Source organism: Bacteroides sp. DH3716P, assembly GCF_025914115.1.
In the GTDB taxonomy this organism is placed as follows: Bacteria; Bacteroidota; Bacteroidia; order Bacteroidales; family Bacteroidaceae; genus Bacteroides; species Bacteroides ovatus.
In genome coordinates this window covers 4,866,285-4,878,658 of record NZ_CP083673.1, presented here as the reverse complement: position 1 = coordinate 4,878,658, position 12,374 = coordinate 4,866,285, and the positions used below count along the sequence as shown (strand labels likewise).

Genomic DNA, 12,374 nt, shown 5'->3' with positions numbered 1-12,374 from the left:
AAGATGAAACGAATATTGACATATACCATCTTCTGCCTGCTGTTCGTTCTCACCTCTTGCAGTGAAGAGCAGCTGGACGTTTATAATGGAGACAATTACGTCTATTTTACTTACATGAGCGATAAGTCTCCACAGAAAATAACATTCAACTTTGCTACAGATGCACCCTTGCTTCGAGAAGGAACCGTGAAAGTGAAAATGACACTTCTTGGCTACCTGCTCGAAGAAAATGCCACCTGTGATATTTCCGCAGTGGGAGAGAAAAGCACCGCCCGTTCCGGCATCGACTATGCCCCTTTGACCTCCGGCATCTTCCATAGCGGACTGGCGGAAGACACCTACGAAGTCACCGTCTATCGCAATGAAGACCTGCTCAACACAGACTACACCCTTACCCTTTCACTGGATGCAGTGGAAAACTGTCTGGTGGGTCCGGCAGAATACAAACACGTCACGATTCAAGTGACCGACCGGATTTCCCAACCTGTTTGGTGGAACCAGAGTTCGGCAGCCAATCTGGGTACTTATTCGGATATGAAATACCGTGTTTTTATCATTTTCATGGATGGTGAGATACTCGAATCATTGGATAAATACACCGGTATTGAGTTTGTCAACCTGATAGCCGACTTCAAGGCCTGGTGGAAAGACCAGTGGCAGCAAGGCAATTACCAATATTATGATACAGACGGAGTGACACCGCTGTATGAAACCATTCTCGATAACTGATAATAAATTATGAAGCGAAAAACAATACTATTCATTTCAATCCTGCAGCTTCTCGTGATAACCGGCTGTTATGACGATTTGGGAAACTATGACTATACAAACTCTACCAAAGTTTCTTTTGTGAACTCCGCTTCATCGGACTACACGTTTATGGTAGGCAACCTTTTCGAGATGGATGCGCCCATCAACTTCTCAACGGACATCGGGAATGTTGATGAACTTTTCACCGTTCAATGGTATCTGAACCGTGAACTGATCTACACAGGTTATCATCTGAAGTATCAGTTCGAAAAAGGCGGAACGTACGAACTGATACTGAAAGTCATCAATAAGGAAACGAATGAAACATACATCAGCAATAAATATACCTTGACGGGAAAGAACAGTTTCGACTGGGGCTGGATGATTCTCTCCAACAAAGGAGACGGAAAATCTTCTTTATCTTTCATCAATCCCGGCCTCCGGGCTACGCACGATGTAGAAAACATCATCGAAGATGGTCTGGGTACAGACCCGCTCGGGATCTATTACTATTATGTATTAGGCTCTATCTCCGGTTCCTACGTGTCAGGTTTGCCGAAAATCCTGATAAATCAGGGTAGTGGAAGTGTCACGCTAGATGGCAATTCGTTGCAAAAAGACATGTGGCTTGCCCACGAATTTGAAAACCGTAAAGAGCCGGAAGGCTTGAAGATAATGGACTTCGCATTCAAGGAAGAATATTACGTGATTTGCTCCGAACAGGGGGAAGTGTATATCCGTGCCGTAGGCACTGACAATAAAGCGATTCCTTATTACGGGAAGTACGGCGCCATGCCGTATGAGTTTGAGGGAGGTAGCCGTATCACCTGTTTCGCACCGTTCCACAACGTCACTTATTGGTGTGCCGACGAAGAACGTTGTATCTTGTATGATGAGCAAAATGCCCGTTTTATCGGCATTACACATTATCCGCAGTGGGGAGCAGTTTATACTCCTGCCATCGTCTACTTCAAAACATACGATCAGGATTTGGAAGTTCCCTCCGGTGTGTTGCGGGTGAACAATATGGGAGCGGGAACCCGCTGCCTGGCAATAGGGGCTTACGAAAAGAAAGATGTAGCCTCCAACGGCGGGCTGACATTTTGGTCAAACTACGTGTCGCTGATTGACGTGCAGGGAACCGGAAATTATGATTTGCACGAGTTTGCCGTAAAAGACATGGATAATAACTCTCACCTGATAACCGGTACGGATCAATACGGATTCAGCGGCAGCTCCTTATTGACTCCGCAAAGTGTCATTAAGATGTCCTCCAATTTTGAAAAGAACCCTTATTTCTACTTTACCGATGGAGATAAGAATCTCTATATATACAGTATGCAGATGCGCAGCCATATGCTGGCTTACACAGCAGGCAGCCGTATCACCGGCATCAGTGGAAGTCCTGTTGTTTGTGAGTTTTATGGCTATGGGGGAAATAGCACTGATCCGAATTTCCGGCTGGCACTTTCGCAGGAAAATGGGGATATCGCCATCATCGATGTAAACACGAGCCAGATGGTACGTCTCTTCGAAGGTTTTGCTCCCGATTTGGAATTGAAGACTTTTAGCGGGTTTGGCGATGTGAAAGGCATGGTATGGTGCACGAACTATGAAGGAGAATATTAATTGGAAAAAGAAAATAACCTATCAGTAAATAATTAATCATTTAAACGAGAAAAGTATGAAAAATAGACTGTTTTATTTTGCTGCTTGTGTAGCTTTAGTATTGTCTTCAGTAAGTTGCAGCAGTGACGATGGTGAAGAAGAAGATGCAGATATTCCCGTAGTGGGGAAAATTGCTGTTTCCGGTGCTTATAATGTGTATTCCCATGGAAGCCAGGGATGGATTGAAGCGGACAAGATAGGAATATATGTGTTGTCCGATGGCAAACCGCAGGATAACTTGCCGTATGCTCCGTCGGAAGTAGCGGTGGCTACTACTACAGAATTGGATGGTAAAACGTATATAGTATATGATCGTGATAGTCGTGTGACTGAAGATATTACGCTGAATCCTTCTTCCGAACTTGCTGCAGGATTTAAGGGTGGCGATCACACTATTTATGCCTATACGCCCTATAACGCAGCTTCACAAGATTATAAGGCTGTCGCTTTGCCCAACTTAGCTGTGCAGGAGTATTATGAATCAGAGTTTATGCCGCATCGTAATTATAGCTTTGCTTATGCTTCGGCTACTACATCTAGCTATTCTGCTGCAACTGTTTCTTTGGGAGAATTCAAACCATTGTTTTCTCAAATCACTTTACCGGGTGCGGGATGCCCGGATTCTTTTGTCGGTAAGAAATTTACTAAAGTGGTGGTGAGCTGTGACCATCCGATTGCCTACGAAGATGGAGCAACTGTAGATTTGTCGACAGGTAAAATTTCCGGTACTCCGATAAACAGTATTACTTATAATCTTCCTAATGGCGGCTTCGAGATAACTGCCGGGTATTTTGGTGCCAGTTTGGAGACCTGTTATATGATGATTGCCGTACCTTTTGAAACAGGGCTAACTTATACCTATAATTTTACTTTGACAATTGATGGACAGGAATATACTATTTCAGGCAAACCGAATGAAAAGATGTCTAGTATCAACAACTTAAATATGTATGGCATTGCCGGTATCGAATAATTATTATCTTTGTATCTGTATATAAATATTAAAAAAGAAAGCATGAAGAAATTAGTTTCAATTCTGATGATTCTGGCAATGATCGTTCCATTGGCCGGAGCACAATCGACGGACATCTTCAAGAAAAAGAAGAAAAAGAAGAGCAAGACGGAAGCGGTGGATAAAGCCAAGGCTGACTCCATTGCCAAGAGTAAGAAAGATGCTCTGCAACCTTACGCAAAAGTAATCACCGGCAAAGCCAAAACAATGGACGGCTTTTTTAAAGTGCATTACGTAGATGGTAAATATTTCTTCGAAATAGCCGACTCTCTTTTCGGACGTGATATTTTGATTGTGAACAGAGTTGTGAAAGCACCGGTAGACGCGCAGAAACGTAAAGTAGGCTATCCGGGAGATTACATCAGCGACGAAGTGATCCGTTTCGAGAAAGGACGCGGCGACAAACTGTTCGTGCGTGAAATCTCTTATCTCGAACATTCTGCTGATACACTGGGTATGTATCAGGCCGTATTGAACTCCAATGTTCAACCCATTGTGGCCACCTTCCCGCTGAAAACTGTCCGTAAAGAAGGAGAAACTACCAACTATGTGATCGACATGACCGACTATATCCGTAAGGACAACGAAATGTTTTCATTCACCAGCCGGGTGAAAGACAACATCGGAGCGAGCAGCATGGTAGACGACGCCAGTTATATCGACACACTGAAAGCCTTTCCGCAAAACATCGAAATACGTACCGTGCGTACCTTCCAGCGGAAGAAAGGAGGAGGCAGTGGACTTGAGAAACTGCTGGCAGCTTTCTTTGCCACCTCTACCACTCCGTTGACTTACGAACTGAACAGCTCTATGCTATTACTTCCCAAGGAACCGATGAAACCGAGATTGCACGACGACCGGGTAGGTTACTTTGCTGTGAGCTATAAGGATTTTGACGAGAATCCGCAAGGAGTGAAGTATAAAGCGAATATCACCCGCTGGCGTCTCGAACCCAAAGACGAAGACCGCGAGAAATACCTGCGTGGCGAATTGGTGGAACCAAAGAAACCGATTATCATTTATATCGACCCTGTCACTCCGAAGAAATGGGTTCCGTACCTTATTCAGGGAGTGAACGACTGGCAAGCCGCTTTTGAGAAAGCAGGATTCAAAAATGCAATCTTCGGCAAAGAAGCACCGACGGACGATCCTACCTGGAGCTTGGAAGACGCCCGCCATTCGGCTATCGTGTACAAGCCTTCCGATATTCCGAACGCAAGCGGACCTCACGTGCACGACCCTCGCAGCGGTGAAATTCTTGAAACGCATATCAACTGGTATCACAATGTGATGAGCCTGCTTTACAACTGGTACATCGTGCAGGCAGGAGCCATTGATCCGGGAGCACGCAAACCGATGTTCGACGATGAACTGATGGGCGAACTGGTACGTTTTGTATCTTCCCACGAGGTGGGACATACATTAGGACTGCGTCATAACTTCGGTTCTTCCAATACCGTCCCGGTAGAGAAACTTAGAGACAAAATATGGGTGGAAGCCAACGGTCATACACCGTCTATCATGGACTATGCACGCTTCAACTATGTGGCACAGCCGGAAGACAACGTTTCACGTTCGGGAATATTCCCCCGTATCGGTATGTATGATAAATGGGCGATTGAATGGGGCTATCGTTGGATGCCTGAATATGAAACGGCGGAAGCCGAAATACCTCATTTGAATAAGTGGATCATTGAGAAGCTGCGGGAGGACAAACGCTATACGTTCGGAACGGAACTCGACAGAAACGATCCCCGCAACCAGAGTGAAGATTTGGGAGATGATGCCATGCTGGCAAGCTCGTATGGAATCAAAAACCTGAAACGTGTGATGCCTGAAATCATGAACTGGACTTATGAACCGAATGAGGGTTATATGAAAGCTGTCCGTTTGTATCAGAATGTGGTGGGACAATTCGACTTGTACATGGGCCATGTGGCTACCAATGTGGCCGGTATCTACCACAATCCGATTTCTGTGGAACAGACAGACATGAAAGCGGTGGAATATGTTCCGAAGGATATTCAGAAGAAAGCGGTCGACTTCCTGAACAAGGAACTGTTTACCACACCGACCTGGCTGATGGATGATAAACTGTCCGAAAGAACTGGTATCAATACTTTCAATTCGATCTACCGTGTACAGAGCAGTACATTGAAACAACTGCTTAGCAGCCGCACACTTGATAAGATGACGGACAACGAACTGGTCAACGGAGCGAAGGCATACACAGCCAACGATTTGTTCCGTGATTTGAAGAAGAGTATCTGGAGCGATATGCAAGGAGGAAAGAAACCGGATGCTTCCCAACGTAGTTTGCAAAAGACTTATGTCAATGCGTTGATTGGAATGCTTGATAAACCGAAGAACAGTTCCGGTTCGCTCGGAAGTCTGGGTGGTTATTCGCTCGTAGCTTTCGATTTCCCTTCTGAAGCACCGACTATTGCACGCGGACAGTTGACTGATCTTAGAAGAGACCTGACCAATGCGGCAAATGCTTCCAGTGGAATATACAGAAGTCATTATCTGAACTTGAAAGCGTTGATTGATGCTGCATTCGACGTGAAGTAGAAAAATAATTTACGATTAAGTTCATTTACGATTAGACGATTTACGATGTACGATTGGAGTTAGTACATGGTAAGTCGTCTAATTTGTAGATTAGCTGATTGTAAATACGTTCTTTTTGCCCCATCTTTACGACAGTATTAGGCGGATTTGCCCCATTTTTGGAACATAAACGATAGACTTTTGCCCCATCTTTGAAACAAAATCAATGGTATTTTGCCCCATCTTTGGAAATTCTTTATAACTTTGTTGCTGGAATTAGTTTATCCGACTACGGCAACGGAAGTTCCGGCCACTCCTGAAATAAAGCGTATGCCCAAACTGGTCTGGTTAGATACAGGATTGGTGAATTATGCGGCACAGGTACAGAAAGAGGTTTTGGGAGCAAAAGATATAATGGATGCTTGGCGTGGTATGATAGCGGAGCAGATTGTAGCGCAAGAACTGTTGACACTGACAGATAAAGTCAGTCAGAAACGTTGTTTCTGGGTGCGTAATAAAAGTGGTTCTAATGCAGAAGTCGATTATGTGTGGGTGCAGGATTCTATGGTTTATCCCATTGAAGTCAAATCAGGGCATAACGCCCACTTGCGTTCCTTACATTCTTTTATGAATCACTCTAATCAGACTGTTGCAGTCAGAATATGGTCGCAGCCTTATGCTGTGGATGAGGTAAAGACGGCAGACGGAAAAGAATTCAAATTGATAAATCTACCTTTTTACCTCGTTGGAAAATTAGACAGCATATTACGTCGGTTCTAAACGGCCTTTGATAACGCGTAGTCTAGCAAAATCATAAGTTAAAGATTAGGCACGGATTACACAGATTGCACGGTTAGTGCTATGCTTGTACAAAGCAACCGTGAAATCCGTGTTATCCGTGCCTAAATTATAATAAAGCTAATTTTTTTAGACTTTATCCCAATCCTTTTCAGCATTAAAGCAAGGACAGGCTTTGATCCATTCTTCCGGTTCAATCTCGCCGTTTCCGTTCAGGTCGGGGCTAAGATCCCGGTGTCCACATATCCGGCAATCGGGATACTCTTTCAATAAAGTGAGAATTAATACACGCAGAGAGTGTTTTTGCCAACAGGTGCGTGTGTCCTTCGGTTGTCCCATGCAGTCGAGTCCTCCTTCGTAGCAGATACCTATACTTTCCTTGTTGAAACTGCGACAATGCGCACCGACCTTTTCTATCGGACGGGTAGACTTTATATCACCGTTCTTGCGGATATAAAAATGATACCCCGTTCCGTTGAATCCGCGCCTGCGGTGGCAGATATCCAGATCATATTCCGTGAAGCTCTTGTCCTCGCGCGTGGCGGAGCAATGGATTACTATTAGATTGATAGTTCTCATGGATAAGACCGTTCATTGTCAGGCTTCCGCCATGCTACGTTGCGAGCACTCTTTATGGATGCATTGCAAGGTGGCAGCCTGCGCCAGCTGACCTCTTAATGAGAATATCTCCGTATGCATCTCTTTCACTTTCGAGCTAAGGTCGAAATAATCCTTCAACACTTTTTCCAACTGCTGCATCAGAAAAGTATATTGGTCTTTCACCAGTTCGCTGAACTCTTTTACTTCTTGCGCCATTACTTTGCGCTTTTTGCGGTTACTGCCCAGAAAGGGCAGGATCGTTATAATGATCTCTATGATTTTATCAAGCATTTTAATAAATTGAGGATTGAAAATTGAGAATTAAAAAATAAATGTAGAAGAAAACAGAAACCGCATAGAGAGTAACTGTAGAAATCACTCCGTAATATCCATGCGGCGCTGTTTTAAAGATTAAGCTGCCGGGTCCGGAGCTTCTCCGCTTCCGCCGCTGTTTCCACCGCTACCGCTATTTCCGTCATCGTCACCTTCTCCGTCGCCCTTTGCTGTCAGGATAAAATCGACATTATTTTCGCCTCGGGTAGTGGCATGGCTCGTATTTACCAATTGAAGCGCCTTGTCCGCCACGAAACGGACATTTACTTTGCGGATGCTGCGCACCGTGCAATCTTTCTCTTTTTCTGCCCCCTCGCTGCTCAATGTGATATGAAACGTACCCAATCCGTCAACCTTCACCTTGTCGCCCTGGGTAAGCGATAGGCGTAACTGCTCGACAAAAGCCTCAATGGCATGCTTCACGTCTCCTGCAGTGAGCGAGGAGTTCGCTTCGATGGCATCCGCCAGCTTGTTGATGTCCATCACTCTCACTGTGCCCGATTTCTGGCGTACATAATACAACATCTGTGAATCCGGTTGATTCACATACTTTCTGCGCTGATAGCGCTCCACTAATACATTCATACAATAAAAAGTTAAGGTTTAAGTAATAAAATTTTCTCTGTCCTTACGACATTACAAATATACGAAATATGAGAGGGAAAGTCAAGTGTTTTGCTATATATATTGTATGTATAATGAAATAAAATGAGAAAATGATTTATGCTATATGTTGTAATATAAAATTGTATATTATTAGTGTAACTGTTTCTTATTTGGCATGTTTCAGCATATACTCTAACGGAGGGACATATTCGGTGATCTTGGTCATTTCCGGATTATGTCTGAAATAGACGTTTCCTGTCTCTCCGTTGCGTTGCTTGGCTATGATGACTACTCCCAGACCTTCGGTGGGATAACCACTTTCCCGGTCGGTCGTCACCCTTGCAAGGGCGGGACGGTAGAGCAGCATGACGACGTCTGCATCCTGTTCAATAGCTCCGCTCTCGCGGAGATGAGCCAGTTCGGGACGGCCGGCAGGGCGGTTTTCCGATTCGCGGTTTAGCTGGCTAAGCAGTACGACTGGTACATTCAGTTCTTTGGCTAGCAATTTTGCCTTGCGGGTGGCTTGTGCCACTTCCTGTTCGCGGTTGCGGTTGTTTTGACCGGTCGTCATGTCGCAGAGTTGCAGGTAGTCGATAATAATAGCATCGCACGCATGTTGGCTTTGCAGCAGTCGCGCGCTGGAACGTATATGTTCCATGTTGACCGATGTGCTGTCGTCTACGTGTATCGGCAGGCGTTTGAGGTCAGCGGCTGTTGTGCGTGCCTCTACGAGTTCCTGTTGGCTGACGGTTCCCGATCGCCAATGGCGGGCGCTGATTTCGCTGACCGCTGTCAGCCATCGGTCTGCTAGTCGTTCCCCTTGCATCTCGAGGCTGTAGACAGCTACGGCATACCCTGCCATTGCTGCGCTTCGTGCCATGTGTAGTGCGAATGCCGTTTTTCCTACGCCGGGACGGGCGGCGACCACCACCAACTCGCCTTTCTGTAGTCCGGACGTCATGCGGTCCAGATCCGCCAGTCCGGTAGGGAGGCCGGTTACTCCGTTTTTGTTGTTGGCGATACGTCCTTCGGCTTCTACCATGGTGGCGGTCATTAGTTCATCCATGTCGCGCATGTGGTTGTTATGGCCGAATTCGCCTTCCAGACGGTCGAGCAGGTTATGCGCGTCTACCAGTGAGTCGTCAATATCCATCGTTTCGTCTAGCGAACAGGCGAGGAGTTTGTTGAACCCCAGAATCATTTCGCGTCGCAGGTATTTCTCGTGTACGATCTGCGCATGATATTCAAGATGGGCGGAGGTTGCCACCTTGCTGCTCAATTGGGTGATGCCGAACGGTCCGCCCGCCTCTTCGAGCTTTCCACGGTGGGAAAGCTCTTCTTTTACGGTGAGGATGTCTATCTTTATTCCTGCATGATACATGGCCAGTATGGCGGCATAGATAACCTGATGGCGCAGGACGTAGAACATTTCGGGACGCAGCTTGTCGGCTACCAGTGGTATGGCTCCCTGTTCTATCAGGCAGGCGCCGATGATAGCTTCTTCTATTTCGGGAGCCTGTGGCGAAACTCTGTTTTCGGTATTCATATTATCAGTATTCGTTAAGAAAAGCTTTGTTGGATAAATAGCTGGCGGCATGGAGAAGGAAATTGATGTTCGTTTGGTGGAAATAATATTCCTCTATCCTGTCGATGGCGAGTTGCTGTTCCTTGTCGCCCAACTTTTTCCATTCGCGTTGTGCTTTGGCGATATTCTCTTTGGGGAGCTGTGTGATGCTGTGGAATTCATTCCAGAACAGGTGAAACTTTTCGTTGACGGCTTTCTTTTTCTGCTTGTCGCTATCGGGAACTCCCATCCATTTATCGTATTCGACGACACGAATATGCAGGGAGGAATTGTTGGGGTGAGAGATGATTTCTATAATTCCCAGCGTGGCAAGCTCGTGTATGAACCTGAAGGCTTTTCCGACAGACCAGTGGAAGATGTGGCTCCAGTCGCGATAACTAAACAGGCTTTCGCCTCTTTTACACAGGCAGTTTTTATTTTGACGGTCGTTGTAGAGTGTATCCGAATAATTGACCTTCATCAGAATTTTCAGGAGAGCTTCTATTTCTCCTTCTTGCATGTGTCGGTCTTCTATCTGCTGCTGTAGTAAGGCTTTAGGGATAATGAGAAAACCATGTTTCAGCATGGCTTGAAAATTGAAATTTTTCATTGAGTGTTATTTAAATTTTCTGTAAAAGTACGCTATTCCCGTGCGGTTTGCAAGGGGTGTGTCTGTTTGTGGACGGGTGTGGACGAAGAAGAATAGTTGTGGTACGTAAGTTGTTGTATTTTTGTTTTCTTTCATGGGGCGAAGAAGCGATCAGGAGATGAAACGGATGCTCTGTTTGTGTTTGATAGAACTTCTGCCGGAGATAAACAGAGCCTTCGTTGGGAGGATTCGGAGGCTCTGTTTGGAATGAAAAAAACGGTCATTTTGCCGAACGCTTTGTGGAACGCTTTTTTCTTTCTGTAAATAGCTGTATAAATGATAGTTATCTTCTTTTCCGAAAAAAGTGGTGAACGCAAAGTGGAATACATAATAAACAATAAAAAGATAAATGATATATTTAAAAATATATAGTTCGATTTTCTTTTTATTCCTTGTCGATGTTTTCGTTTTCTACTACGTAATTAAACGTTGGTCGGCAGGTCGATGTGGGGAGGTCCCCAATGGCGGTAAAGGATTAGTTGCATTTCGGGACTGATGTCGATTGTTTGGCAGGTGTAATACGCGGCAGCCAGTTGTTCGTTCAACGTCTTGTCTGCTTTGATGCGTTTGCGCATTTTTTTGCTGGCGGAAGAGGCGTTTGCCAGATCTGGAAAATATTCTTTCGCCAACTCGGAGAAATACTTGAATCCATTGATGCTGTAGTGTTCGGCAGCTGGTTCATTGTTGTTCATAACTTTGTTGTTTTTTAGTAATTAAAATGATTATTTGTTTAAAAAAACTGCGCAAATGTATAAAAATAAATTTGATAGATAATGTGAATATTTCAGTTTTTAATATTATAATTTTATATATGTAAATCTTTGTATATATATTTTCGTATTTTACTAAAGTAAATTGTGAAATTAGTAAATATTAATTATTAAATTATTTTTTAATGAAAAAGGAAAGTTTTACTTCGTTTATGAAACAAGTGGCTGTTGATTTGCAGCAGAGTGGGAATTTAGGGACTGCTCATGTATATAGAAGTAGTTTGAATGCGATTCTTACTTTTCAGGGTTCCGGTTGTTTGTCGTTCCCGGAAATAACTCCGGAGTGGTTGAAGCATTTTGAGGGTAGCCTTCGTGCTCGTGGGTGTAGCTGGAACACGGTGTCTACGTATCTTCGCACGTTGCGTGCGGTTTACAATCGTGCTGTCGATCTTCGGAAAGCGCCTTATGTGCCGCATTTGTTTCGCTCCGTATATACAGGTACGCGGGCGGACCGTCGTCGGGCATTGGATGCGGAGGATATGAAGAAGGTATTTGCCCGTCTGTTGCAGTCGGATGCGGTTACTCCTGCCATGAGGGGTGCGCAGGAATTGTTCATCCTGATGTTCCTGCTCCGGGGGCTGCCTTTTGTCGATCTGGCTTATCTGCGTAAGAGTGATCTCCGGGGGAATGTGATTAGCTATCGTCGTCGTAAAACGGGGCGTCCACTGTCTGTGACGTTGACGTCGGAAGCGATGTTTCTTTTACGGAAGTATATGAGTCGCGAGGAGCAGTCGCCCTATTTATTCCCGATTCTTCACAGTGACGAAGGTTCGCCAATGGCGTATAGGGAATATCAACTGGCTCTGCGCAATTTTAACTATCAGTTGGAACTGGTGGGAAAGCTGCTTGGACTCAAAGACCGGTTGAGCTCATATACCGCACGTCATACTTGGGCGACGACTGCGTATTATTGCGAAATTCATCCGGGCATTATTTCCGAAGCAATGGGACATTCGTCTATCACTGTAACGGAAACTTATTTGAAACCTTTTCGAAGTAAGAAAATTGATGAAGCAAATAAACAGGTGCTCGACTTTGTAAAACGCTCGGTGATGGGTGCAAGTGCTTGATTTT

11 protein-coding genes and 1 pseudogene are annotated in these 12,374 nt (G+C 44.9%); 6 read left to right on the top strand and 6 right to left on the bottom strand.

Annotation, left to right across the window (positions count from 1 at the left end):
- Positions 1-3: 3 nt before the first annotated feature.
- The 5 genes and pseudogenes from KQP79_RS18370 to KQP79_RS18350 form a co-directional block, all read left to right on the top strand.
- Positions 4-729, top strand: coding sequence for a DUF4843 domain-containing protein (locus tag KQP79_RS18370; RefSeq protein WP_004314272.1), 726 nt, complete (start codon positions 4-6; stop codon positions 727-729).
- A 9-nt stretch (positions 730-738) separates the two neighbouring features.
- Complete coding sequence (locus KQP79_RS18365) at positions 739-2,379, top strand: PKD-like family lipoprotein (RefSeq protein WP_061447527.1); 1,641 nt, start codon at positions 739-741, stop codon at positions 2,377-2,379.
- 55 nt (positions 2,380-2,434) lie between these two features.
- Positions 2,435-3,391 (top strand): fimbrillin family protein, encoded by a 957-nt coding sequence (locus KQP79_RS18360; protein ID WP_004314313.1) that lies wholly within the window; start codon positions 2,435-2,437, stop codon positions 3,389-3,391.
- A gap of 42 nt (positions 3,392-3,433) precedes the next feature.
- Positions 3,434-6,001 carry a zinc-dependent metalloprotease gene (locus KQP79_RS18355; RefSeq protein WP_008016862.1) on the top strand — a complete coding sequence of 856 codons (2,568 nt, stop codon included), beginning with the start codon at positions 3,434-3,436 and terminating at the stop codon, positions 5,999-6,001.
- A 243-nt stretch (positions 6,002-6,244) separates the two neighbouring features.
- A pseudogene (locus KQP79_RS18350) lies at positions 6,245-6,760 on the top strand (DUF4143 domain-containing protein); the annotation flags it as partial.
- Positions 6,761-6,907: 147 nt separating this feature from the next.
- On the opposite strand, the gene KQP79_RS18345 reads toward KQP79_RS18350, so the two are convergent.
- The 6 genes from KQP79_RS18345 to KQP79_RS18320 all read right to left on the bottom strand — a co-directional run bounded on the left by KQP79_RS18345 (position 6,908) and on the right by KQP79_RS18320 (position 11,222).
- A complete protein-coding gene (locus KQP79_RS18345) occupies positions 6,908-7,357 on the bottom strand; it encodes an N-acetylmuramoyl-L-alanine amidase (RefSeq protein WP_004304204.1) in 450 nt (149 codons plus the stop codon).
- A gap of 18 nt (positions 7,358-7,375) precedes the next feature.
- Positions 7,376-7,669 carry a hypothetical protein gene (locus KQP79_RS18340; protein WP_004304203.1) on the bottom strand — a complete coding sequence of 98 codons (294 nt, stop codon included), beginning with the start codon at positions 7,667-7,669 and terminating at the stop codon, positions 7,376-7,378.
- A 120-nt stretch (positions 7,670-7,789) separates the two neighbouring features.
- A complete protein-coding gene (locus KQP79_RS18335) occupies positions 7,790-8,296 on the bottom strand; it encodes an HU family DNA-binding protein (protein ID WP_004311307.1) in 507 nt (168 codons plus the stop codon).
- A 187-nt stretch (positions 8,297-8,483) separates the two neighbouring features.
- Positions 8,484-9,863, bottom strand: a complete 1,380-nt coding sequence (gene dnaB, locus KQP79_RS18330) for a replicative DNA helicase (protein WP_008644681.1) — start codon at positions 9,861-9,863, stop codon at positions 8,484-8,486.
- Positions 9,864-9,867: 4 nt separating this feature from the next.
- On the bottom strand, positions 9,868-10,491 hold the full coding sequence (locus KQP79_RS18325; RefSeq protein WP_004304200.1) for a hypothetical protein: 624 nt from the start codon (positions 10,489-10,491) through the stop codon (positions 9,868-9,870).
- Positions 10,492-10,952: 461 nt separating this feature from the next.
- The gene (locus KQP79_RS18320; RefSeq protein ID WP_004304199.1) at positions 10,953-11,222 is read right to left on the bottom strand and encodes a DUF4248 domain-containing protein; all 270 of its coding nucleotides are present in this window, start codon (positions 11,220-11,222) and stop codon (positions 10,953-10,955) included.
- A gap of 203 nt (positions 11,223-11,425) precedes the next feature.
- Here KQP79_RS18320 and KQP79_RS18315 point away from each other — a divergent pair, with 203 nt between their 5' ends.
- Positions 11,426-12,370 (top strand): tyrosine-type recombinase/integrase, encoded by a 945-nt coding sequence (locus KQP79_RS18315; RefSeq protein ID WP_004311304.1) that lies wholly within the window; start codon positions 11,426-11,428, stop codon positions 12,368-12,370.
- The last annotated feature ends 4 nt before the right edge of the window (positions 12,371-12,374 follow it).